General features: G+C 73.0%; 26 protein-coding genes. 19 read left to right on the forward strand and 7 right to left on the reverse strand.

The annotated features are described in order from the left end of the window. Positions 1 to 3: 3 nt before the first annotated feature. Positions 4 to 1,146, forward strand: coding sequence for a pyridoxal phosphate-dependent aminotransferase (locus tag Mco01_RS06665; protein ID WP_204056138.1), 1,143 nt, complete (start codon positions 4 to 6; stop codon positions 1,144 to 1,146). Between the two features lie 12 nt (positions 1,147 to 1,158). Here Mco01_RS06665 and Mco01_RS06670 read toward each other — a convergent pair whose 3' ends face one another. After that, positions 1,159 to 1,839: a TMEM175 family protein gene (locus tag Mco01_RS06670; RefSeq protein ID WP_204055963.1), complete on the reverse strand. Its 681-nt coding sequence runs from the start codon at positions 1,837 to 1,839 to the stop codon at positions 1,159 to 1,161. 45 nt (positions 1,840 to 1,884) lie between these two features. Continuing rightward, the gene (locus Mco01_RS06675) at positions 1,885 to 2,220 is read right to left on the reverse strand and encodes a hypothetical protein (RefSeq protein ID WP_051458776.1); all 336 of its coding nucleotides are present in this window, start codon (positions 2,218 to 2,220) and stop codon (positions 1,885 to 1,887) included. A gap of 171 nt (positions 2,221 to 2,391) precedes the next feature. On the opposite strand from Mco01_RS06675, the gene Mco01_RS06680 reads away from it, so the two are divergent. The 10 genes from Mco01_RS06680 (at position 2,392) to Mco01_RS06725 (ending at position 11,123) form a co-directional block, all read left to right on the forward strand. Continuing rightward, a complete protein-coding gene (locus Mco01_RS06680) occupies positions 2,392 to 3,333 on the forward strand; it encodes a carbamate kinase (RefSeq protein WP_239103387.1) in 942 nt (313 codons plus the stop codon). Continuing rightward, positions 3,334 to 4,440 (forward strand): barbiturase, encoded by a 1,107-nt coding sequence (gene bar, locus Mco01_RS06685; protein WP_036330101.1) that lies wholly within the window; start codon positions 3,334 to 3,336, stop codon positions 4,438 to 4,440. Between the two features lie 45 nt (positions 4,441 to 4,485). Further along, positions 4,486 to 5,091: an SseB family protein gene (locus tag Mco01_RS06690; protein ID WP_204055964.1), complete on the forward strand. Its 606-nt coding sequence runs from the start codon at positions 4,486 to 4,488 to the stop codon at positions 5,089 to 5,091. Positions 5,092 to 5,327: 236 nt separating this feature from the next. After that, a complete protein-coding gene (locus tag Mco01_RS06695; protein ID WP_204055965.1) occupies positions 5,328 to 5,993 on the forward strand; it encodes a prepilin peptidase in 666 nt (221 codons plus the stop codon). 55 nt (positions 5,994 to 6,048) lie between these two features. Then, entirely contained in the window at positions 6,049 to 7,227 is a 1,179-nt protein-coding gene (gene aroC, locus Mco01_RS06700; protein WP_204055966.1) for a chorismate synthase, read from the forward strand. 14 nt (positions 7,228 to 7,241) lie between these two features. After that, entirely contained in the window at positions 7,242 to 7,754 is a 513-nt protein-coding gene (locus Mco01_RS06705; protein ID WP_204055967.1) for a shikimate kinase, read from the forward strand. Next, positions 7,751 to 8,827: a 3-dehydroquinate synthase gene (aroB, locus tag Mco01_RS06710; protein ID WP_204055968.1), complete on the forward strand. Its 1,077-nt coding sequence runs from the start codon at positions 7,751 to 7,753 to the stop codon at positions 8,825 to 8,827. Before Mco01_RS06705 ends, aroB begins: the two co-directional genes overlap by 4 nt. After that, positions 8,824 to 9,258 carry a type II 3-dehydroquinate dehydratase gene (gene aroQ, locus Mco01_RS06715; protein WP_036330096.1) on the forward strand — a complete coding sequence of 145 codons (435 nt, stop codon included), beginning with the start codon at positions 8,824 to 8,826 and terminating at the stop codon, positions 9,256 to 9,258. Before aroB ends, aroQ begins: the two co-directional genes overlap by 4 nt. A gap of 30 nt (positions 9,259 to 9,288) precedes the next feature. Beyond that, positions 9,289 to 10,095, forward strand: coding sequence for an SGNH/GDSL hydrolase family protein (locus Mco01_RS06720; RefSeq protein WP_204055969.1), 807 nt, complete (start codon positions 9,289 to 9,291; stop codon positions 10,093 to 10,095). Between the two features lie 206 nt (positions 10,096 to 10,301). Continuing rightward, positions 10,302 to 11,123 carry an MOSC domain-containing protein gene (locus Mco01_RS06725; protein WP_204055970.1) on the forward strand — a complete coding sequence of 274 codons (822 nt, stop codon included), beginning with the start codon at positions 10,302 to 10,304 and terminating at the stop codon, positions 11,121 to 11,123. A 4-nt stretch (positions 11,124 to 11,127) separates the two neighbouring features. Here the strand turns inward: Mco01_RS06725 and Mco01_RS06730 are convergent, their stop codons facing one another. Beyond that, on the reverse strand, positions 11,128 to 13,125 hold the full coding sequence (locus Mco01_RS06730; protein ID WP_204055971.1) for an ATP-dependent DNA helicase: 1,998 nt from the start codon (positions 13,123 to 13,125) through the stop codon (positions 11,128 to 11,130). A gap of 243 nt (positions 13,126 to 13,368) precedes the next feature. Between Mco01_RS06730 and Mco01_RS06735 the strand changes: the two genes are divergently transcribed. Further along, positions 13,369 to 14,316: a hypothetical protein gene (locus Mco01_RS06735; protein ID WP_204055972.1), complete on the forward strand. Its 948-nt coding sequence runs from the start codon at positions 13,369 to 13,371 to the stop codon at positions 14,314 to 14,316. Between the two features lie 167 nt (positions 14,317 to 14,483). Further along, complete coding sequence (locus Mco01_RS06740; protein WP_204055973.1) at positions 14,484 to 16,073, forward strand: Na+/H+ antiporter; 1,590 nt, start codon at positions 14,484 to 14,486, stop codon at positions 16,071 to 16,073. Positions 16,074 to 16,217: 144 nt separating this feature from the next. On the opposite strand, the gene Mco01_RS06745 is transcribed toward Mco01_RS06740, so the two are convergent. Further along, a complete protein-coding gene (locus Mco01_RS06745) occupies positions 16,218 to 16,475 on the reverse strand; it encodes a ubiquitin carboxyl-terminal hydrolase 14 (RefSeq protein WP_204055974.1) in 258 nt (85 codons plus the stop codon). 64 nt (positions 16,476 to 16,539) lie between these two features. On the opposite strand from Mco01_RS06745, the gene Mco01_RS06750 reads away from it, so the two are divergent. From Mco01_RS06750 to Mco01_RS06760, 3 genes are all read left to right on the forward strand, one after another. After that, positions 16,540 to 16,905 (forward strand): DUF8711 family protein, encoded by a 366-nt coding sequence (locus tag Mco01_RS06750; protein WP_204055975.1) that lies wholly within the window; start codon positions 16,540 to 16,542, stop codon positions 16,903 to 16,905. Between the two features lie 64 nt (positions 16,906 to 16,969). Beyond that, positions 16,970 to 17,305 carry a YidH family protein gene (locus Mco01_RS06755; protein ID WP_204055976.1) on the forward strand — a complete coding sequence of 112 codons (336 nt, stop codon included), beginning with the start codon at positions 16,970 to 16,972 and terminating at the stop codon, positions 17,303 to 17,305. Beyond that, positions 17,302 to 17,652 carry a DUF202 domain-containing protein gene (locus Mco01_RS06760; protein WP_204055977.1) on the forward strand — a complete coding sequence of 117 codons (351 nt, stop codon included), beginning with the start codon at positions 17,302 to 17,304 and terminating at the stop codon, positions 17,650 to 17,652. The genes Mco01_RS06755 and Mco01_RS06760 overlap by 4 nt, the downstream gene beginning before the upstream one ends. A gap of 23 nt (positions 17,653 to 17,675) precedes the next feature. On the opposite strand, the gene Mco01_RS06765 is transcribed toward Mco01_RS06760, so the two are convergent. After that, positions 17,676 to 18,800, reverse strand: coding sequence for a ferritin-like domain-containing protein (locus tag Mco01_RS06765; protein ID WP_204055978.1), 1,125 nt, complete (start codon positions 18,798 to 18,800; stop codon positions 17,676 to 17,678). Positions 18,801 to 18,887: 87 nt separating this feature from the next. Here Mco01_RS06765 and Mco01_RS06770 point away from each other — a divergent pair, with 87 nt between their 5' ends. Beyond that, a complete protein-coding gene (locus Mco01_RS06770; protein WP_204055979.1) occupies positions 18,888 to 19,532 on the forward strand; it encodes a TetR/AcrR family transcriptional regulator C-terminal domain-containing protein in 645 nt (214 codons plus the stop codon). A 19-nt stretch (positions 19,533 to 19,551) separates the two neighbouring features. Here Mco01_RS06770 and Mco01_RS06775 read toward each other — a convergent pair whose 3' ends face one another. Beyond that, positions 19,552 to 20,028, reverse strand: a complete 477-nt coding sequence (locus tag Mco01_RS06775; protein ID WP_036330086.1) for an aggregation-promoting factor C-terminal-like domain-containing protein — start codon at positions 20,026 to 20,028, stop codon at positions 19,552 to 19,554. Positions 20,029 to 20,306: 278 nt separating this feature from the next. On the opposite strand from Mco01_RS06775, the gene Mco01_RS06780 reads away from it, so the two are divergent. Further along, positions 20,307 to 20,795, forward strand: coding sequence for a glutathione peroxidase (locus Mco01_RS06780; RefSeq protein ID WP_204055980.1), 489 nt, complete (start codon positions 20,307 to 20,309; stop codon positions 20,793 to 20,795). Here Mco01_RS06780 and Mco01_RS06785 read toward each other — a convergent pair. After that, a complete protein-coding gene (locus tag Mco01_RS06785; protein ID WP_204055981.1) occupies positions 20,785 to 21,774 on the reverse strand; it encodes a LacI family DNA-binding transcriptional regulator in 990 nt (329 codons plus the stop codon). The genes Mco01_RS06780 and Mco01_RS06785 overlap by 11 nt on opposite strands. A gap of 124 nt (positions 21,775 to 21,898) precedes the next feature. Here Mco01_RS06785 and Mco01_RS06790 point away from each other — a divergent pair, with 124 nt between their 5' ends. Next, on the forward strand, positions 21,899 to 23,119 hold the full coding sequence (locus Mco01_RS06790) for an ABC transporter ATP-binding protein (RefSeq protein ID WP_036330083.1): 1,221 nt from the start codon (positions 21,899 to 21,901) through the stop codon (positions 23,117 to 23,119). Positions 23,120 to 23,149: the final 30 nt, after the last annotated feature.

Genomic DNA, 23,149 nt, shown 5'->3' on the forward strand with positions numbered 1-23,149 from the left:
CGGATGCGGGAGTTCGGCACGACCGTGTTCGCCACCATGACCAAGCTGGCCGTGGACACCGGGTCCATCAACCTCGGCCAGGGCTTCCCCGACACCGACGGGCCCGAGCGCATGCTGGAGCGCGCCGCAGAGGCCGTCAGGGGCGGCCTGAACCAGTACCCGCCCGGCCCCGGCCTGCCCGAGCTGCGGCAGGCCGTCTCCGACCACCGCAAGCAGTGGTACGGCCTGGCCTACGACCCGGACGGGGAGGTGCTGGTCACCGTCGGCGCCACCGAGGCGATCTCGGCGGCGGTCCTCGCCCTGTGCGAGCCGGGCGACGAGGTGGTCCTGTTCGAGCCGTACTACGACTCGTACGCGGCGGCGGTCTCGCTCGCCGGGGCCGTGCGGCGGCCCGTCACGCTGCGGGTGGACGCCGGCCGCTTCACGTTCGACCCGGCCGAGCTGGAGGCCGCGATCGGGCCCCGCACCAGGGCGATCCTCGTCAACTCCCCGCACAACCCCACCGGGACGGTCTTCACCCGCGAGGAGCTGGAGGCCGTGGCCCGGGTCTGCCGGGAGCGCGATCTGATCGCCATCACCGACGAGGTCTACGAGCACCTCACGTTCGACGGGGTGGAGCACATCCCGCTGGCCACGCTGCCCGGCATGCGTGAGCGGACCGTGATGATCTCCTCGGCGGGCAAGACGTTCAGCGTCACCGGGTGGAAGACCGGCTGGGTCTGCGGGCCGGCGCCGCTGGTCGCCGCCGTGCAGGCGGTGAAGCAGTTCCTCACGTTCACCTCGAGCGCGCCCTGGCAGACCGCCGTGGCGTACGCGCTGCGCGAGGAGATGGAGTGGGTCGCACGGCAGCGGGCGGCGCTGGAGGCCAAGCGCGACCGGCTCGTCGCGGGGCTGGAGGAGGCCGGGTTCGGCGTGCTGCGCCCGTCCGGCACCTACTTCGTGCAGACCGACATCCGGCCGCTCGGCTTCGAGGACGGGCTCGACCTGGCCGGGAGGCTGCCCGGGCTGGCCGGGGTGGTCGCCATCCCGACGCAGGTCTTCTACGACCGCCCTTCTCGCGGCCGCGCGTACGTGCGGTTCGCCTTCTGCAAGCGGGACGAGGTCATCGACGAGGCGGCCGCCCGCCTGCGCGCTCTCCGCGGCTGAGGCCTGCGGCCGTCAGCGGCGCCGGCGCAGGACGACGACGACGCGGGCGACGCCGAAGGCGATCAGCGGGGTCGCCAGCCACAGGAACGGCACGTACTCGGCCGCCCGCCCGCTCACGGCGGCCGTCAGCAACCAGTACACGCCGCCGACCCAGTCGACCCAGCCTTCGGTCCGCAGCCGGCTGAGGTTCGCGTCCGGCCGCTGGAGGCCCTGCCGCAGCACGACGGCGATCATCGCGCCCTGGCACAGCATGAGGATCGCCTCGTTGGCGGCGAACAGCGCGATGGCGAGGGCGCGGCCCCCCGCCGCCTCGTCCGGCAGCCCCGTCGCCTCCCCGAACACCGACGTCGTGTACGGCAGGAACGCCACGAAGAACAGCAGCGGCACGTGGAGCGCGAGCACCCGCTGCGACACCCGGGTGATCTGGTCGAACAGGCTGTGGTGGGCCCTCCAGGTGAACCACAGCATCAGGAACGCGATGGCGAACGCCACGAACGAGTTGGCGTGGTCGCCGAGGAACGCCCCCAGCCGGGCGTAGTCCTCGCGTTCCGGCCGGGGCAGCTCCAGCGCGAGCAGCGTGATGGCGATGGCGAAGATGGCGTCGGCGAACACGCCGACGCGTTCGTGGGTGAGCCCGGGGCGCACGCGTGGCTCGGGCGCGCCGACGTCCTGGCCGACGGGAGGGTCGATCACGCGGCGGGCCCGCCGTTCCTGGAGCGGCGAATCATGGCGGCGCGGTCAGTCCCGCCGGTGCAGCGCGCGGGTCAGGACGTAGGCGAGGTTGACGAAGGCGACCACGCCGAAGACCATCATGAACCCGATCGTGCCGCCGCCCTGGGTGGCCAGGATCGCGACCAGGGGCACCGACAGGGCCAGCGAGCCCAGGCCGAGGGTCATCTGGGCCCAGTCGAGCGGCGGGCGGCGCGTCCTCCGCTCGGCCAGCCGCGCGTCGATCACCGCGTTGACGCGCTCGACCAGCGACTCGGCGAGCTCGAGCTCGTACTGCGGGCCGAGCTCACGCCTGGCGGCGAAGGCGGCGCCCATCTCGTCGGGTTCCAGCTTCTCGGGGGGCACGCGGAGATTGTGCCGCCTCCGGGGGGCCGGGCGATATACCCGGGCGGGAAAAGGTCCACATCGGTGATCTCGCCCGGTCGCGGGCGCCTTGGTGATTGTTGCCGACGAAACGGGACGGGGTGGGCGACAGTCGCCAATGTACGCGCCGTGGCGGCTGGATAGCTTCGCGGTGTGGGCGGACGCGTACTGATCGCACTGGGCGGCAACGCCATGACGGCTCCCGACGGGAGCGCGTCCCCCGACGACCAGCATCGGGCGATCGGCCGGGCGATGGAGCACGTCGCGAGCCTGATCAGGGCCGGCCACGAGGTGGTGCTGACGCACGGCAACGGGCCCCAGGTCGGCAACATCCTGCTGAAGAACCAGCTCGCGGCCCACGTCGTGCCGCCGGTGCCGTTGGACTGGTGCGTCGCGCAGACGCAGGGGACGCTCGGCACGCTCATGATGAACGCGCTGGAGCGCGCGCTCGCGCCCGAGCCCGTGCGGGTCGCGGCCGTCGTCACCCGCACCCTGGTGGACGCCGGCGACCCCGCCTTCCAGGACCCCGTGAAGCCGATCGGGCAGTACTTCGGCGAGGACGAGGCGCGCCGGTCCGAACGGCAGGGGCAGACCTGGCGGCGGTTCGAGCGCGGCTGGCGCCGCGTGGTGCCGTCCCCGGCCCCGGTCGAGATCCTGGACGCCTCCGCCGCGATCGCCCTCATGGAGGCCGGGTACACCGTCGTCGCGGCGGGCGGCGGGGGAGTGCCGGTCGTCCGCGGGGCGGACGGCGCCCTGGAGGGGGTGGAGGCGGTCGTCGACAAGGACCTGGCGGCCGCCGCGCTGGCGAGAGCCGTACAGGCGACCGACCTCGTGATCGCGACCGACGTGCCGAACGCGGTCGCCGGCTTCGGGACGCCCGGTGCGCGGCCGATCGAGGCGGTCACGGTCGCGGAGCTGCGGGCCCTGCAGGCGGCCGGGCACTTCGCGAGCGGGAGCATGGGCCCGAAGGTGGAGGCCGCGCTGCGCTTCGCCGAGGACGGCGGGGAGCGGGCCGTGATCACCTCGCTGGAGCACATCGGCGAGGCGCTATCAGGAAATATCGGGACAAGGGTATTCAGAGGGGTGGAGAACTAGATGCCGGATCCGATCGAGGTGCGGAAGGTCGCCATCGAGAGCGTGACCGACGCCTCCGGGCTCGCGAAGCTCATCGACGACGGCGTGATCGAGGCCGACCGCGTTCTCGCGGTGATCGGCAAGACCGAGGGCAACGGCGGCGTGAACGACTACACGCGGATCCTGGCCGACCGGGCCTTCCGCGAGGTGCTCCTGGCCAAGGGCACGCGCACGCCCGAGGAGGTCAAGCAGGTGCCCCTGGTCTGGTCGGGCGGCACCGACGGCGTCCTCAGCCCGCACGCCACGATCTTCGCGACCGTCGACCCGGCCCAGGCCGTCCGTACCGACGAGCCGCGGCTGAGCGTCGGCGTGGCGATGAGCGAGGTCATCCTCCCCGAGGACATCGGCCGTCCCGCGATGGTGGAGAAGGTGGCCGCCGGGGTGCGGGAGGCCATGAAGATCGCCGGGATCGACGACCCCGCCGACGTCCACTACGTGCAGACGAAGACCCCGCTGCTCACGCTCTCGACCATCACGGACGCCAAGGAGCGCGGCCGGACCGTGGTCACCGAGGACACGCTGAAGTCGATGGACATCTCCAACTCGACCACCGCCCTCGGCATCGCCGTCGCGCTCGGCGAGATCGAGATGCCGGCGGCCGAGCAGATCCACAAGGACCTGTCCCTCTACTCGTCGGTCGCCTCGTGCTCCAGCGGCGTCGAGCTCGACCGCGCCCAGATCGTGGTCGTGGGCAACGTCCGCGGCATCGGCGGCCGCTACCGCGCCGGGCACTCCGTCATGAAGGACGCCCTGGACGCCGACGGCATCTGGGAGGCCGTCCGGGACTCCGGGATCGAGCTGCCCGAGCGCCCGCACCCGAGCGACCTCGGCGGCCGGCTGGTCAACCTGTTCATGAAGTGCGAGGCCGACCCCTCGGGCCGGGTGCGCGGCCGCCGCAACATCATGCTCGACGACTCCGACGTCCACTGGCACCGCCAGATCAAGGCGACGGTCGGCGGCGTCGCGGCGTCCGTGACGGGCGACCCGGCCGTGTTCGTCTCGGTGGCCGCCGTGCACCAGGGGCCGTCCGGCGGCGGCCCCGTCATCGCCATCGCCGACCTGGGCTGACGCCGCGGGCGGGCCCGCCGTCCTCAGAGGGTAGGCTCGCGGAACGTGCCGGCCATACCGCAGCCCCTGCGACCCGACGACGACGGCGCCGCCGACGCGGCGGTCGCGGCGGCCCTGTCCGCCTTCCAGGCCGGTACGGCGGGGGCCGCCGACGTCCTGGCCGCCCTCGCGGGGACCCGGCTGCTCGTGCCGGTGGTCGCGCTCCTCACCGAGTCCGAGGTGGGGGAGCACGGCCTGCGGCAGGAGAAGGAGAGCGAGATGGCCCTCCCCAAACTCGTCGGCAGGGACGGGCGGGAGGCGGTGATCGCCTTCACGGGGGCCGGCGCCATGGCGCGGTGGCGTCCCGACGCCCGTCCTGTGCAGGTCACCACGCCACAGGTGTGCCAGGCCGCCCGGCACGAGAACGCCGCGGCGGTCGTGATCGACGTCGCCGGGCCCGTGCCGTTCGTCGTCGAGGGCGGCATGCTGGAGGCCCTCGCGGCCGTCGAGGAGGCCAGGCGCGACCCGGCGGCCCTCGACCGGCTCGTCGCCTCGGCCCCCGGTGTGACCGTGGCCCGCATCGGCGAGGTCCCGGCGGAGCCGGGCGAGGCGGAGGCGGGCGAGGCGGCGGGAGGGCGCCGGCGCGCCTGGTGGCCGCGCCGCCGCGCCTGACGGTCCTCCGCCCCGATGCGCGCAGGTCCGCGTCGCCAGGCCTGACGGCCCTCTACCCCGAGGCCGCAGGTCTGCGTCGCCGCGCCTGACGGTCCGCCCCGAGCGGCGATGGACGGTCCGCGCCGTGCGCCTGACGATCTTCCGCCCCGAGCAGCGAAGGACCGGCCCGGGGAAGTTGTCCACAGGCGGAAGCGGGGCCCGGCTCCGCTCGCCGGGAGGGGGCTAGGGTCGGGCGCGTGGCCTTCCTCATCGTCGCCGCCGTCGTCCTCGGGCTCGTGGCCGGGTCGTACGCCCGGGCGTTCGCGGCCGGGTTCGGGGCCGACCCCGGCGACCACCGGCGCGAGGCCGCCGACGCCCTGCGCGCGGCGGCCGCGACCGTGCCGCTGCCCCGCCCGCCCTACCTGGTGGAGGGGGCGACGGCGGCGGCCGCGGGGCTGGTCGCCTGGCGCGTGCCCGGCGGATGGGTCCTCGCGGCCTGGTTCTGCGCCGTGGCGGCGGGGGCGGCGCTCGCCGTCATCGACGTGCGGACCTGGCGGCTGCCCGACGCGGTCACGCTCCCGGCCTACCCCGTCGTGCTGGCCCTGCTGGCGCCGTCGGGCCGGTTCCTCACCGCCCTGGCCTGCGGATGCGTGCTCGGCGCGCTCTACGCGGTGCTGTGGTTCATCAGGCCGACCGGTCTCGGCCTCGGCGACGTGAAGCTCGCGGGCCTCGTCGGGCTGCTCACCGGGGCGGTCGGGGTCCAGGCCGCCGTCGTCGCCGGGATCGGAGGCTACGTCCTCGGCGCCGTCTACGCGGTCGGGCTGCTGCTGACCGGGCGGGGCACCCGGACCAGCGAGTTCCCGTTCGGCCCGTTCATGCTCGCGGGCGCCCTCGCGGGTGTGCTGCTGCCCGTTCAGGGGTGATGACGGGAGTGTCAGGGGGACACCGCACTGGGGGACGCATGGAAGACTTGTCACCATGTTGCGCTGGTTGACGGCCGGGGAGTCGCACGGCCCCGAGCTCCTCGCGATCCTGGAAGGCCTGCCCGCCGGGGTGGAGGTGACGACCGCCCAGCTCGACGAGGCGCTGCGCCGCCGCCGGCTCGGTTACGGCCGCGGGGCGCGGATGAAGTTCGAGCAGGACGCGGTGACGATCTCCGGGGGCGTCCGGCACGGCCGCACGCTCGGCTCGCCCGTGGCGATCCGCGTGGGCAACACCGAGTGGCCCAAGTGGGAGACCGTGATGGCGGCCGACCCGGTCGACCCCGCGCTGCTGGAGGGCGTGGCGCGCAACGCGCCGCGGTCCCGCCCCCGTCCCGGCCACGCCGACCTCGCCGGCATGCAGAAGTACGGCTTCGACGACGCGCGCCCGGTGCTCGACCGGGCCAGCGCCCGCGAGACGGCCGCCCGGGTCGCGCTGGGGCAGGTCGCGCGGAGCTTCCTCAAGCAGGCGCTCGGGGTCGACGTCGTCAGCCACGTGGTCGCGATCGGCGAGGCGACGGCCCCGCGCGACGTGCTGCCCGGCCCCGGAGACATGGCCGCCGTGGACGCCGATCCGGTGCGCTGTGTGGACCCGGAGGCGAGCGCCGCCATGGTCGCCGAGATCGACAAGGCGCACAAGGACGGCGACACGCTCGGCGGCGTCGTCGAGGTGGTCGTCTACGGCCTCCCGCCCGGCCTCGGCAGCTACACCCACTGGGACCGGCGGCTCGACGCGCGCCTCGCGGCCGCGCTCATGGGCATCCAGGCCATCAAGGGCGTCGCTGTGGGCGACGGCTTCGAGACCGCCCGCCGCCCCGGGTCCCGGGCGCACGACGAGATCGAGAACACGCCGGAGGGCGTCCGCCGCATCACCAACCGCGCCGGCGGCATCGAGGGCGGCATGACCAACGGCGAGCCGCTGCGCGTCAGCGCCGCGATGAAGCCGATCTCGACCGTGCCCCGCGCGCTGTCCACCGTGGACGTGCTGACGGGGGAGGCGGCCAAGGCCCACCACGAGCGGTCCGACGTGTGCGCCGTGCCCGCGGCGGCGATCGTCGCCGAGGCCATGGTGGCCCTGGTGCTGGCCGACGCGGCGGTGGAGAAGTTCGGCGGCGACTCCGTCGAGGAGGTGGCGCGCAACCTGGCGGGCTACCTCTCGTCCCTGGTCATCAAGTAATAAGGTCTGTGATCATGCAATCGGCGTCTCAAGGCCCGGCCGCGGTGCTCATCGGCCCGCCCGGCTCGGGCAAGTCCACGGTCGGGCGGCTCCTCGCGGAGCGCCTCGGCGTGCCGTTCCGCGACACGGACGGCGACGTCGAGGCCGTCGCCGGCAAGCCGGTGAGCGACGTGTTCGTGGAGGACGGCGAGGCCAGGTTCCGCGAGCTGGAGGCGGAGGCCGTGCGGACCGCGCTCGACACCCACGAGGGCGTGCTGTCGCTGGGCGGCGGGGCGATCCTGCACGAGGCCACCCGCGACCTCCTCGCCGGGCGCCGGGTCGTCTACCTCCAGGTCGGGCTCGACCAGGCCGTCAAGCGCGTCGGCCTCGCCTCGGCCCGGCCGCTGCTCGTGCTCAACCCGCGCAGCCAGTTGCGCAGGCTCATGGAGGAGCGCCGCCCCATCTACGAGCGCCTGGCGGCGATCACCGTCGCGACCGACGACCGCGACCCCGCGGACGTCGCCTCAGAGATAGCGGCCGCGCTGTGACCGCCACGCGAATCCCCGTGCGGGGCGACAGCCCCTACGACGTGGTCGTCGGCACCGGCGTGCTGTCGGAGCTGCCCGGCCTGCTGGGCCCGGGGGTGCGGACCGTCGCCGTCGTCCACCCGGCCGGGCTGCCCGAGATCAGCCGCCCGGTCTGCGGGGCGCTGGAGGCCGCCGGCTACGAGGTCGTCTCCCTGCCCGTGCCCGACGGCGAGGCCGCCAAGACCGTCCAGGTGGCCGCCGAGCTGTGGTCTGCCTTCGGGCGGTACGGCGTGACCAGGTCGGACGCCGTGGTCGGCGTCGGGGGAGGGGCGACCACCGACCTGGCCGGCTTCGCCGCCGCCACCTGGCTGCGCGGCGTCAAGGTCGTCCACGTGCCGACGACGCTGCTGGCCATGGTGGACGCCGCGGTCGGCGGCAAGGCCGGCATCAACACCCCCGAGGGCAAGAACCTCGTCGGGTCCTTCCACCCGCCCGCGGGCGTGCTCTGCGACCTCGCCACGCTGGTGAGCGTGCCGCGTCCCGACTACGTGGCCGGGCTCGCGGAGATCATCAAGGGCGGCTTCATCGCCGACCCCACCATCCTCATGCTGATCGAGGACGACCCGGCCGGGGCCTGCACGCCGGAGGGCGAGCACACCCGGCAGCTCATCGAGCGGAAGATCCAGGTCAAGGCCGACGTCGTCGGCGCCGACCTGCGCGAGAGCGGGCTGCGCGAGATCCTCAACTACGGCCACACGCTGGCCCACGCGATCGAACGGGTCGAGGACTACCACATCCGGCACGGCGAGGCCGTGGCCATCGGCCTGGTCTACGCCGCCGAGCTGTCGCGGCTGGACGGCCGGGTGGGCAGGGACGTCGTCGACCGCACCCGCTGGATCCTGGAGGCCGTGGGCCTGCCCACGGCGTACCGCAAGGAGGCCTGGCCCGAGCTGCGCGAGCACATGCGGGTCGACAAGAAGGCGAGGGGATCGGTGCTGCGGTTCGTGGTGCTGGACGGCGTCGGGAAGCCGGGCCGCCTGGAGAACCCGTCCGAGGAGCTGCTCGAGACCGCCTTCCGGGAGGTGGCCCGATGAGGCCCGTGCTCGTGCTGAACGGCCCCAACCTGGGCCGGCTCGGCAGCCGGGAGCCCGACGTGTACGGCGCGCAGACCTTCGAGGACCTGTCCGCGCTGTGCCGCGAGGCCGGGCGCGAGCTCGGCCTGTCCGTCGAGGTCCGGCAGACCGACGACGAGGCCGAGCTGGTCGGCTGGATCCACGAGGCGGCCGACACCCGCACGCCGGTCGTCCTCAACCCCGCCGCGTTCACGCACTACTCGTACGCCCTCAGGGACGCGATCGCGCAGCGCACGGCGCCGCTGGTCGAGGTGCACATCTCCAACCCGAACGCCAGGGAGACCTTCCGCCACACCTCGGTCGTGGCCGCGGTGGCGACCGGGACGATCGCGGGCTTCGGACTGCGGTCCTATGAGCTGGCTCTCAGGGCCATCGCGGATACTGGGGAGTAACAGAGCATCGTTCGAGGCAAGGCGGGGTCGATGGGTTACACGTCGTTCGTGGCGGTCGGGGACAGCTTCACCGAGGGTCTCAACGACCCGCCCGTGGACGGGCCGGTGGGGGGCCTGGGTGAGGTCCAGCGGTTCAGGGGGTGGGCCGACCGGGTGGCCGAGCGCCTCGCCTTAACGGAGCCCGGCTTCCGCTACGCCAACCTGGCCGTCCGGGGCAAGCTCATCGACCAGATCGTGCAGGACCAGGTGCCCCTGGCCGTCGAGATGAAGCCCGACCTCATCAGCTTCTGCGCGGGTGGCAACGACCTCATCCGGCCGGGCAGCGACCCCGACCGGATGGCGAAGAAGGTCGCCGCCGCCGTGCGCGAGCTGCGGGCGAGCGGCGCGGAGGTCGTCCTGTTCACCGGCACCGACCCCCGCGACACCCCCATCATGCGGCGGGCCCGCGGCAAGTTCGCCGTCTTCTTCATGCACGTCCGGTCCATCGCCGACCTGTACGGCTGCCACCTGGTGGACATGTGGTCGATGCAGGGGCTGCGCGACTGGCGGGCGTGGAGCGGCGACCGGCTGCACATGAACGAGGTCGGCCACCGCCTGGTCGCCGCCAAGGTCCTCCACGTCCTCGGCGTTCCGGGCGACGACGACTGGCGGATGACCTGGCCGCCGCGCGAGCGGGTCGACCCCCGCGCCAAGCTGCGCGAGGACGCCCAGTGGTTCAGGGAGCACTTCGGTCCCTGGATCGGCCGCCGCATCCGCGGCACCTCCTCCGGCGACGGCCTCGACCCGAAGCGTCCCCACCTCACGCCCTGGGAGCGGGCCACCCGCGAGCGCGGCTGACTCGGGCGGTTGCCCCTCACCTCATGCCTAAGGCCCGGCCGTCCGCGGGCGCGGCCGGCTCGGGCGGGCGTCCGTGGCGGCTTCCCCCGGAGCCGTGGCCCCCGGCCTCCTGGCCGGGGGCGTCGCGGACGTGCAGGGGGTTGTGGAGTCGTCCGCCACCTGTGTGAGCGCTCTCACAGAAAGGCCTCGCGCCGTATCCTTGGATCATGCAGCTCACCGATATCCGGATTTATCCGCTCAAGTCGGCTGCTGGCCTACCGGCCGACCGGGTCCGTGTCGAACCGTGGGGGCTCGACGGCGACCGTCGATGGGCGGTGATCGGTGAGGACGGCGAGAACCTGTGGCTGGGCGAGTACCCGCGCATGGTCACCGTGACGGCCCGCAACCTCGACGACGGCGGGCTGTCGCTCACCGCGCCCGGGATGCCCGGCCTGACCGTTCCGCCGGCCGCGGGGGACACGGTGCCGGTCGGCTTCTCCGGGCTCGACCGGGCCGTGAGCGCGGATCCGGCGGCCGACGACTGGTTCACCCGGCTGCTCGGCGTGCCCGCCCGGCTCGTGTGGCTGGACGACCCCCGCCGCCGGTCCATCGACCCCGCTCACGGCGGCCTTCCCGGCGAGATCGTCAGCTTCGCCTGGGACGCCCCGCTGCTGCTGACCACGCGGGCCTCGCTGCGCCTGCTGAACGACTGGATCGCCGAGGGCGCCGCCGAACGGGGGGAGGAGGCCCCCGAGCCGCTGGCCATGGCCAGGTTCCGCCCCAACGTCGTGATCGACGGCGACGAGCCGTACCGGGAGGACGAGTGGAAGGAGGTGCGCATCGGCGAGGTGGAGTTCCGCGTGTCGGAGATCTGCGACCGCTGCGCCGTCACCACCATCGACCCGGACACCGCGGTGAAGGGCAAGGAGCCGATCCGCACCCTGGCCCGGCACCGCCGGTGGGACGGCAAGACCTGGTTCGGCATCCGGCTCGTCCCACGCGCCCCCGGCGTGGTGTCCGTCGGCGACCCCGTGACCGCCCTGCCCTGACCGCTCAGCCGTCGGCGCCGAGACGGCGGAGGGCGTCGCGGACCTTGGCCGGGTCGGTGGTCCGCCAGAACGGCGGCAGGGAGCTCAGCAGGAAGCCGCTGTAGCGGGCCGTGGCGAGGCGCGGGTCGAGCACGGCGACCACGCCCCGGTCGTCCATCGAGCGCAGGAGCCGGCCGGCGCCCTGGGCCAGCAGCAGGGCCGCGTGCGTCGCGGCCACCGACATGAAGCCGTTGCCGCCGGTCGCCGCCACGTGGCGCTGCCGGGCCGAGGCCAGCGGGTCGTCGGGCCGCGGGAACGGGATCCTGTCGATGAGGACGAGGGTCAGCGACGGCCCGGGCACGTCGACGCCCTGCCACAGCGACAGCGTGCCGAACAGGCAGGTCGCCGGGTCGGCGGCGAACTGCTTGACCAGCAGCGACGTCGAGTCGTCGCCCTGGCACAGCAGCGGCACGTCGAGCCGCTCCCGCAGCGCCTCGGTCGCCGCCTTGGCGGCCCGCATCGACGAGAACAGCCCGAGCGCCCGGCCTCCGGCCGCCTCGATCAGCTCGGCGATCTCGTTGACGTACGCCTCCGGGAGCCCGTCCCGGCCGGGCTGCGGCAGGTGCGAGGCCACGTAGAGGATGCCCCGCCGGGGATGGTCGAACGGCGACCCGACGTCGAGGCCGGTCCAGCCGTCCTTGCCGAGACCCCACTGGCGGGCCATGCCGTCGAAGGTGCCGCCGAGCGCGAGCGTGGCGCTGGTCAGGATCACGGTGCGGTCGCCGAAGAGCCGGTCGCGCAGCATGCCGCCGACCGACAGCGGCGCCACCCGCAGCGTGGGAGGGACGCGGACGCGGCCCTGCTGGTGAGCCGCCTCCAGCCACACCACCTCGGCCCGGTCCACCTCGGACTCCGCGCCGAAGGCGTCGAGCATCCGCTGCGCGGTGTCGTGGACCTCGTCGAGGGCCGTGAAGGCGGCCTTGCGCAGGCCGGCGTTCTCCACGTCGTCGGCGCCCGATCCCCGGTCCTTGTTGCGCGGGCCGAGCGCGGTGATGCACGCGAAGGCCGCGTCGCGGACGAGCGCGAGCGTCAGCCCCAGCGACTGGGGGAGCTCGTCGACGCGTCCGGCCGGGGCCACCGCCAGCAACGCCTGGAGATCCTCGCCCGCCTCCTGGAGGCGGTCGGCGAGGCCCTGCTCGATGAGCCGCCCCGCCCGCCGCACCGCGAGCCCCACGGTGGACTCCGACAGCTCGTCGGTGACCACGGACGTCACCCGGTCGGTCAGCTCGTGGGCCTCGTCGACCACCACGACGTCGTGCTCCGGCAGGACGAGCAGGTCCTCCATGGCGTCGATCGCGAGCAGCGCGTGGTTGGTGACCACGACGTCGGCCTCGCCGGCGCGCTCGCGGGCCAGCTCGGCGAAGCACTCGGCGCCGCTGGGACACCGCTGGGCGCCCAGGCACTCCTTGGCCGTCACCGAGAACTGCCGCCACGCCTGGTCGCTCACCCCGGGCACCAGCTCGTCGCGGTCGCCGGTCTCGGTGTCGTTGGCCCACTCCTGGATCCGCTGCACCATCCGCCCGGTCGCGCTCACCTCGCGGGGGTCGAAGAGCTGGTCGTCCTCGTCCTCCGGCATGCCCGCGCTCATCTTGTGCCGGCACAGGTAGTTGCGGCGGCCCTTGAGGATGGCGAACTCCGGCCGGTGCGGCAGCAGCCCCTCCAGCGTGTCGGCCAGCCTGGGCAGGTCGCGGTCGACGAGCTGGCGCTGCAGCGCGATCGTCGCGGTCGACACCACCACGGCCTTGCCGCGATCCGCGGCGTGCCGGATCGCCGGGACCAGGTAGGCCAGGGACTTGCCGGTGCCGGTGCCGGCCTGGACGGCCAGATGCTCCTCGGACTCGATCGCGTCGCGCACGGCCTGGGCCATCTTCACCTGCCCGGGGCGCTCGGCCCCCCCGAGCCCGGTCACCGCGGCGGTGAGCAGTTCTTCGACGGGCGGAAGCTCCGGACGGTCCTTGGGCACGGAAGAACGCTACCCGCTGGCACCGACAACCGGTGCGTGACCGTCCCACCACATCCTGGCGTTCCAGGAACCCCCGCCTGCCGCACATGGCACACTGAATGTCACGCGCATTTGGTCAACGGCGATCCGCGGATAAAACGGCAAAGAGGTACGAAACGGACTTTCGCAAGGGTTTCCCCGAGGTCGAGTGGACGGATAAGGGCAGGTAAAGGCACTATGTCTGCCATGTCGGAAGTTGTCCCATTGCCATCGTTCGGTGAGGTGTTCTTCGACGCGCGCGGGCAAGACCGCGTGCTCCGCGTCACCTGGCACGACGGCACGCTGGTGCTGAGCCTGTGGCGGGGCGAGATGTGCACGGCGAGTTTCCGTATGCCCATGAGCGATGTGGGACGCCTGATCGACACCCTGGACGAGGGATTCCACGAGGCCGGCGGCCACCTCCAGGACGAGGACGCCGGGACCGGCCCGTTCCCCGCTCCCGAGGGCGTCTACCAGGCGCGCGAGGGGCACGACGGGTACGCCGTGCAGGACGACTACCCGGCGGCCCAGGCCCCCGAGGAGTACGCGACGCAGGTCCACGACCCGTACGCCCAGGAGCGGGAGGGCTACGCCCGTCCGGCCCACGCCGACTATCAGGACTACCCCGACTATCCGGACTATCCGGGGACCGGGCAGTACGCCCGGCCGCCCGTCCCGGCTCCGGCGCCGTCGATGGAGTCCTATCCCCAGGAGCCGTACGCCGAGCCGTATCAGCCCGCGGCCGCCACGCTCGGCCCGAACGACGTCCTCGTCGCCCGCGGGGCCCCCGTGCAGGACCGTCTCGTCGCGTCCTCGGCGGCTCAGCAGGTTCCGCAGAACGCCCAGTACGGCCCGATGGACGGCCAGGGCGTCCCCCAGGCCGGGCCGCGGAGCGCGCCGCAGCCGGGCCGGCCCGTGGCGCCGCCGCAGCAGGTTCCCCAGGGGCAGTGGGCCCCCCAGCACCAGCCGGCGGGCGGGGCCGATGTCGACCCCAGCGACCCCCTCGGCCTGGGACAGGTCAGACCGTACGTCCAGGAGCCGATGTACAGCACCGGCGAGCGGCTCCGGCCGGAGCCCCGCAGGGAGCACCGGGTCGAGCCGCCCGTGGACCAGCCCGTCGAGCAGTGGGCCGACCACCGCGCGGAGACGTGGGAGGACGCGCGCGGCTGGTGACCCAGCCGGACGCCGCCGGCCGGATCCACGGCCGGCGGTTGCGCGATAAGCCCGCCGGATCCGCGTCGCCTGGCGCGCCGCCGAGCCGGATGGACAGCGTCGCCCGGCGCGCCGGGGACCCGGCCGGGGACATTTGGGGTCTCAGCTGTAAGTAATCTCGTCGATTGATGGACACGTCAACGGCGTTACAGCTCCTCCTGCTCCCGGCCGGCGCGCTGGCGGTCGCGGGCGTCGCACGATGGCGGGGCTGGTCGGCTCCGCTCCTCCTCGTCCTGGCCGGCCTGGTCGCGTCCTACGTCCCGGGCGTCCCCAGTTACCGGCTGGACCCGCACATCGTCCTGTCGGTGTTCCTGCCGCCGATGCTCTACTCGGCCGCGCTGGACAGCTCCTACCTGCGGCTGCGCGACGCGCGGCGGCCGGTCGGGCTGCTCGCGGTCGGGCTCGTCCTGTTCACCACCGTGGCCATGGGCTTCGCGGCCCACGCCCTGATCCCGCAGCTGCCGCTGGCGGCGGCGTTCGCGCTCGGGGCGATCGTGGCCCCGACCGACGCCGTGTCGGCCGTGGCCGTGGGCCGCAAGCTCGGGCTTCCGCGCCGCGCGTTGACCGTCCTCGTCGGCGAGGGCCTGTTCAACGACGCCACCGCGCTCACCGCCTACCGGGTGGCCGTCGGGGCCCTCCTCGGCGGCGCGGTCGACCTGCTCGACGCGAGCAGGCAGTTCGTCGTCGCGGCCGGCGCCGGCGTCGCGATCGGCCTCGCCGTCGCGTACGTCACGGGGGCCGTGCTGCGCCGCCTGACCGATCCGCTGATCGCGAACGGCGTCTCGCTGCTCGTGCCGTACGCCGCCTATCTCGGGGCGGAGGCGGCGGGGGCCTCGGGCGTGATCTCGGTCGTGATCGTCGGGATCTACCTCGGCCACGAGCTGAGCCGCACGTCGTACGGCACGCGGCTGCTGTCGGGGGCGGTCTGGCAGGTGGTCGACCTGGTGCTGGAGTCGATCGTCTTCGCGCTCATCGGCCTCCAGGTGCGCCCGGTCATCGGCGGGCTCACGGCCGAGCCGCTGGGAACGGTCGTCACCTACGCGGTCGTGCTGTTCCTCCTGGTGGTCCTGCTGCGGATCGTCTGGGTGCCACCCGCGATCTACTTCCCCCGGATGCTGTCCAAACGGGTCCGGGCGCGGGAGCCGAAGACGCCGCCCTGGCAGAACGTGGTCCTGACGAGCTGGGCGGGGATGCGCGGCGTGGTGTCGCTCGCCGCGGCCTTCGGCCTCCCGGAGAACTTCCCCAAGCGCGACCTGCTGCTGTTCCTGACGTTCGCGATAGTCATCGGCACGCTGATCGTCCAGGGGCTGTCGTTCCCCTGGCTCATCCGCAAGGTCGGGGTGTCGACGGCCCGGGAACGGTACGCCGACGACCTGGCCGAGGCCGGCGCGCAGCAGGCCGCGGCGGCCGCCGCGCTGGCCCGGCTCGACGAGCTGACCGCCGAGGGCGTCCACGAGGTGCACGAGGAGGTCGTGGACCAGTTGCGCACCCGCGCCGAGCGCCGGGCGATGCACGCCTGGGAGCGGCTGGGAGGCGGCACCGGCCCTGAGGGGGAGGAGACGCCCGCCAGCCTCTACCGGCGGCTCCGCAGGGAGATGCTGGCGGCCGAGCGCGAGGTGTTCGTCCGCCTGCGCGACGAGCGGCGCATCGACGACGAGGTGCTCCACCGGGTGATGCAGGAGCTCGACTTCGAGGAGGCCACGCTCGAACGCGGCTGACCCCCGCACGGCGAAAACGGGTCGGTGACCGGCCCCCGCGCGGGCCGGCGGATCAGGCCCGCGCGGGCCGTTGGATCAAACCTGTGCATGTCGGTGGATCACGCCCGCGCGGGCTGTTGGATCAAACCTGTGCATGCCGGTGGATCAGCCGAGGCGCTGGTCCACGAAGCACCAGCGCCACTCCTCGCCCGGCTCGTACGAGCGGATCACCGGGTGCCCCGCCTCCTTGAAGTGGGCGGTGGCGTGGCGGCCCGGAGAGGAGTCGCAGCAGCCGACGTGCCCGCAGTCGAGACACTTGCGCAGGTGGACCCAGCGCGTGCCGGCCCGCAGGCACTCCTCGCAGCCCTCCGGCGTGCGCGGCTCCGGTTCGGCGGTGTTGACCATGTGTTCGCAGATCCCCATGTCGCCGATGCTACGGCCTGCGAGCACCGCTCCGGCCTGCCGTGGGTTGGGTAGGGTTTCGGCCATGCGACTCCTCCCGCTCGCCGCCGTCGCCGCCACCGCCGCGCTGCTCGTCTCCGGCTGCGCCACCGCCGACAAGGCGCAGACCTGCGCCGAGGCGACGAGGGCCGTCACCCAGACGATCAAGGACATCGGCGCGACGGTGAACGACCCGGAGGCGATGCGCCAGAAGCTCAAGGACGGCGCGGCCAAGCTGGACGACATCGCCGCCAAGGCCGCCGACACCTCGCTGAAGGAGGCCCTCCAGGGCCTGTCCGACCGGCTCGGCAAGCTCGACGTGCGCGACGCGGAGTCGGCCGCCCAGGCCGCCGAGCGGGTGGCCACGGACGGCGCCCGCTACCTCAAGCAGGTGAGCGACGCCTGCATCTGATCCGCCCACGGGTTGCGGCAACCCGCCAAATCTAGGGGTAAAGGGGCGAATCTAACCTTCCGCTATGGAAGGCAACGAGCCGGACCCTCGGTTCACGCTGGCCAACGAGCGCACGTTCCTCACCTGGATCAGCACCTCCCTCGCCCTGAGCGCGGGCGGCATCGCGATGGCGGTGGTCCCCGCGACCGTCTTCGTCCCCTGGGTGCGCACGCTGCTGGCCGTCGTGCTCGTGCTGCTGGCGGCCGTCGCCGCGGCCACGGCGTACCCCCGCTGGCGGCACATCCAGCGCGCTCTGCGCCGGGACGAGCCGCTCCCGCCGCCCGCCCTCGCGCCCATGGTCGGGTACGGCGTGGCGGGGGTGGCCGTCCTCGCCCTCGTCCTGATCCTGCTGTCCAAATGACCGGTCCGCGGACGCGTCCCGGAACCCCTGGCGGGCCCGGCCTGCACAGTGAGCGGACCCGCCTGGCCTGGGTGCGCGCGGCCGCCGCGCTGGCCGGGTGCGGGCTGGGGGCGGCCGGGGCGGCGTTTCGCCACGGAGTCGCGGGCGCGGTGACCGTGCCCTTCGTGCTGGCGGCCCTGTCCGGCGCCGTCCTGCTGGTGCGCACGGGCGTCCGCTACCGCCATGTGGAGCGGGCGCTCGTCGAGGGGAGGACGCTCGACCCGGGGCTCGACGTCCGGCTCGCCTGGCTGGGCGCGCTCTGCGTGGCGGCCGGCGCCCTCGTGCTCGTGATCACGCTGGCGTCCTGAGCCGGCCGGGACGCGGTCGCGGCTCAGGCGGAGGAGGTGTCCTGCGCCGCGGCGATCGTCTCCGCGACCTCCTCGCGGCGCTCCCGCTCCTCCTGGGCGAAGCGCTCGGCGTCGATCGTCTCGGCGATCTCCTCGTCCTGCCTCATCAGCGCGTCGAGGCTCTGCCCGGCCATGTCGAGCACGCCCATGTCGGCGTACGCCTTCTGCAGCCGGGGGCTCCACAGCCCGATGTCCTTGACGCACGGCACGATGCGGCTGAACAGCAGCGACCGGAACAGCCGCAGGTACTCCGACCGGTCGACGCACTCCATGGCCTCGTCGACCTCGGGGCGGGACAGGCCGAGGTTCTCCCAGGTCTCCCGCCCGCGCAGCCGGTCGCGCATGAGGTAGCAGCCCTCGATGACGAAGTCCTCGCGCTCGCGCAGCTCGCCCTCGGACAGGTTCCGGTAGTAGTCGCGCAGCGCCATGCGCCCGAAGGCGACGTGCCGCGCCTCGTCCTGCATCACGTACGCGAGGATCTGCTTGGGCAGCGGCTTGGTGGTGATGTCGCGCATCACGCCGAACGCGGCCAGGGCGAGGCCCTCGATGAGCACCTGCATGCCGAGGTAGGGCATGTCCCAGCGCGAGTCGCCGAGCGTGCTGTCGAGCAGCGCCTTGAGGTGCTCGTTGATCGGGTAGGCCAGCCCGACCTTCTCCTGCAGGAACCGGGCGTACGTCTCCGCGTGCCGCGCCTCGTCCATCGTCTGGGTGGCGGCGTAGAACTTCGCGTCGAGGTCGGGCACCGACTCGACGATCCGGGCCGAGCAGATCATCGCGCCCTGCTCGCCGTGCAGGAACTGGGAGAACTGCCAGGCCGCGCCGTGCCTGCGCACGTCTTTGCGCTGCCGCTCGTCCATCCGGTCCCACAGCGGCGTGCCGTAGATCGCGATGGTGGTGTCGGGGATGCCGAGGACGTCGTACGGGTCGACCTCGAGGCCCCAGTCGATCCGCTTGACGGAGTCCCACTGCTTGTCCTTGCCCTTCTGGTACAGGGCGAGCATGCGGTCCCGGCCGTCGTCGTACTCCCAGGTGAAGCGGGCCGCGCCGGTCATCGACACGTCCCACGTGGACAGCTCGGCCGGGATCGTGTAGAGCTCGTGCGTCGACACGGGACCTCCTAGACGTACACCGTACGTTCACCTGCGAGCGTGGCACGTACGCTGTACGTGCGTCAACAGGTGGGGGAGAATCTCGTCATGCTCAGCAGGAAACGGATCGTCGACGCGGCCATCGACCTGATCGAGCGGGAGGGCGCCGACGCGGTCTCCATGCGCAGGATCGCGGCCGACCTGGGCGTCGGGGTGATGTCGCTCTACAACCACGTCCCGAACAAGTCGGCCCTGCTGGACGCGGTCGCCGAGTCCGTCCTGTCCCAGGTGGAGTTCACCGACGACCCGGCGGCCCACTGGACCGAACGGGTGCGGATCCAGGCCCGGGCCTTCCGGCAGATCGCCCACCACTACCCGCGCTCCACGATGGTCGTCGTCAGCCGGCAGTTGCGGTCGACGGCCGGGCTGCTTCCCGTCGAGCGGGCGCTGTCGACGCTGCTCGACGCCGGGTTCGACGGCAGGGAGGCGGTCCAGATGCTGCGCATGTTCATCGCGTACGTCGTCGGGTCGCTGCTGCGCGAGGTGGGGGTCACGCCGACGTTCGCCCCGGTGCGGCCCGACGTCCCGGTGGCGGAGGTGGACCCCGCGCTGTTCCCGGTGGTCGGGGAGCTCTCCCCGTACCTGGTGGAGTGCGACCACGACGAGGAGTTCGAGTTCGGGCTCGAACTGCTGGTGCAGGCGATGTCCGTGCGGGCGGCGAAGCGCGCCGGCAGGGGAGACGCCCGGGCCTGAGCGCCGGGCGCCTCCCGCGTCAGTACCAGTTGTGGGACCTGAAGTGGCCCCAGGCGCCGCACGGCGAGCCGTAGCGGCCTCTGATGTACCGCAGCCCCCACCTGATCTGGGTCTGCGGGTTGAAGCGCCAGTCCCGGGCCACGAACCCCATCTTGCTGCCCGGCAGCGCCTGCGGGATCCCGTAGGCGCCGGACCCCTCGTTGAAGGCCCGGTGGTCCCAGTTGCTCTCCCTGGTCCACAGGCTGTCCAGGCACTGGAACTGGTCGCCCGACCACGCCCGCCTGGTCACCATCCGGAAGGCGTAGGCCTTGTTGCGGACCTTCGTAGGGGCCCGCCGGATCTTCTGGGTCACCGGCGTGACGCGCATCTTCCACACGCCGAGGTGCGTGGCCGGTCCGGCCGACGCCCCGGCCCACGCCGCGACGCTCCCGGCGCCGCCGAGGGCGCAGGCGATGGCGGTCGCGACGGTGCCGCGTAGAACGCTTCTGCTGTCCAAATCGGTCCTTGTCGTCGGGTCGCGTGCGGGGGCGGGCGCGCGCACGCGCCCGCCGCGGCGGTGACGCGTCCATGGCGTGGACGCGGCCGCCCGCTCGGCCTGCACCGGATCACATGAACTTCCGGGAGGCGCCGCGACGGGTCCTCTGGCCGGATTGAAATACGCCGGGACGGCTCCGGCGCCGCAACGGCGACGCCTCCCGGACAGTTCTTTGCCGTCCGCGCCCCGGGGGCGGCCCTTGTGGCGACCCTCCGTTTACCGATGGGTAGAGTCGCGCCATGAGCGCTCTGGAGATCCCGGTGACCACCCTGGACGGCGAGCGGACCACCCTCGGCACGCTTCTCGGCGGCCGGGCGGCCCTGATCGTCAACGTCGCGTCCAAGTGCGGCCTCACCCCTCAGTACGCCGGCCTCGTCCGGCTGCAGCAGACGTACGCCGGCCGCGGGTTCACCGTCGTCGGCGTCCCGTGCAACCAGTTCTACGGACAGGAGCCCGGATCCGCGGAGGAGATCCAGCAGTTCTGCTCCACGACGTACGGCGTGGACTTCCCGCTGCTGGAGAAGACCGAGGTGAACGGCGAGGGCCGCCATCCCCTCTACGCCGAGCTGACGGCCGTCCCCGACGCCTCGGGCGAGGCGGGCGACGTGCAGTGGAACTTCGAGAAGTTCCTGCTGTCGGGCGGCGGCGACGTCGTGGCCCGGTTCCGCCCGAGGACCGAGCCGGAGGACCCCGAGGTCGTCGAGGCCGTCGAGAAGGTCATCTCCTAGGCCCGCAGCTCGCCCGCACGACGAGCTCGGTGGGCAGCGTGACCGTCGGCGGCCGGCGTCCCTGCCGGAAGACCAGCTCGGCGGCGCGGTAGCCGATGTCCTGGGCGGGCTGCGCGATCACCGTCAGCGGCGGGGAGCACAGCTCGGCCCAGGGCACGTCGTCGAACATCACGAGGGACACGTCCCGCGGTATCCGCACGTCCAGCTCGCGGGCCGCGAGCACGGCCGCCTCTCCCAGGACGTTGCCGCCGGCCAGCACCGCGGTGACGTCCGGCCGGTGCTGCAGCAGGCCCGCCGCCGCCGCGTAGGCCGAGTCGCGGCTGGCCCGCGCGTGCACGACCAGCTCCGGGTCGGCCGGCAGCCCGAGCGCCGCGAGGGCGCCCGTGAACGCCGCCACCCGCTGCGACTGCCCGTGCCGGGCCAGGAACGCGATCCTCCGGTGTCCCAGGCCCACGAGGTACTCCACCGCGGTCAGGACCCCGGAACGGTCGTCGGCGACCACGCTCGGCACGTCGGCCCGCACCCGGCGATCGGCGAAGACCAGGTTGAGCCCCGACCGCAGGGCGGGCGCCCACGTCTCCCCGTCGCCGGAGGGGACCGCGATCACCCGGTCCATGCTGTGCTCGATGAGCGTGCCGATCAGCTCGGCCTCCCGCTCGGGGTCGTCCCCGGTCACCCCCACCGTCACCGGCTCGCCGTACGAGCGGGCGCACGACAGCACGCCGTCGACGAGGCGGGCGTAGAACGTGTCGGTGACGTCGGGGACCAGCAGGCCGATGCCGCCCGTCCGCTGCCGGCGCAGGTTGCGCCCGAGCGCGCTCGGCCGGTAGTCGAGCCGGGCCGCGGCGGCCAGCACCCGTTCGCGGGTCTCCGCGCTCGCCGAGCCCCCGGACAGCACCCGGGACACGGTCGCCACACCCACGCCCGCCGCCTCCGCCACGTCCTTGATGGTGACCCTGCGTGAGATCGGACCGCTCATGGAAACGATTCCAGCAGAGTTCCATCGCTCGCGCCACCGGAATCTTGACAGTAGATGGCACTTGGGGGGAAAGTTCTGAAAACGTATCCACCTTCCCCCTGTTCCGGAAGTGCGAAGGACTGGCATGGCTTCTATCGTTCTGAACAACGTCGACAAGATCTACGCGGGTGGGGTGAAGGCCGTGAACGGCCTGAACCTGGAGATCAAGGACGGCGAGTTCATGGTGCTGGTCGGCCCGTCAGGGTGTGGCAAGTCCACCGCCCTGCGGATGATCGCCGGCCTGGAGGACATCAGCGGCGGCGAGATCCTCATCGGTGACCGGGTGGTCAACCACCTCCCGCCCAAGGACCGCGACATCGCGATGGTCTTCCAGAACTACGCGCTGTACCCCCACATGACGGTCGAGGAGAACCTCGCGTTCGGCCTCAAGCTCCGCAAGATGCCCAAGGCCGAGATCCAGAAGCGGGTCAACGACGCCGCCCGGATGCTGGGCCTGGAGCAGTACCTCAAGCGCAAGCCGGCCGCCCTGTCCGGTGGTCAGCGCCAGCGTGTCGCGATGGGCCGCGCGATCGTCCGCGAGCCCCAGGCGTTCCTCATGGACGAGCCGCTGTCGAACCTCGACGCCAAGCTCCGCGTCTCCATGCGCGCCTCCCTCAACCAGCTGCACGAGCGCCTCGGCGTCACCACGGTGTACGTCACCCACGACCAGGTCGAGGCCATGACCCTCGGCGACCGCGTCTGCGTCCTGCGCGACGGCGTGCTCCAGCAGGTGGACACCCCGCAGAACCTGTTCGACGACCCGGTCAACCTGTTCGTCGCCGGCTTCATGGGCTCCCCGGCCATGAACTTCACCTACGCCGAGCTGGTCCGCGACAACGGCGGCGCCGCCGTCGCCTTCGCCGGCTACAAGCTGCCCGTGCCGGACTCGACCTTCGCCGAGAAGCCGGGCCTCGACCGCTACGTCGGCCGCAAGATCATCCTGGGCATCCGCCCGTCCGACTTCGAGGACTCCACCTCCGCCAACGGCAACTCCGGCGGTTGGGTGCGCATCCCGGTCCGCGCGAACGTCACCGAGGAGCTGGGCTCCGAGATCAACGTCCTGTTCACGATCGACGCCCCGCCGGTCGAGCACAAGGACACCGTGGCCGCCGCGCACGACGGAGACGAGGAGGAGGCGACGCTGCCGCTGACCGGCGACAAGTCGCTGTGGACCGCCCGCGTCAACGCGCGCAGCCACGTCCGTCCCGGCCAGGACATCGAGCTGGTCGTGGACACCCACAACCTGCACTTCTTCGACGTCGACTCGGGCCTGTCGATCGGCCACGAGGCCAACGTCGGCCGCTGATTCACGACGGGACGCGGGCCCGCCCGGAGC

This window comes from Microbispora corallina (assembly GCF_016863035.1).
GTDB lineage: Bacteria > Actinomycetota > Actinomycetes > Streptosporangiales > Streptosporangiaceae > Microbispora > Microbispora corallina.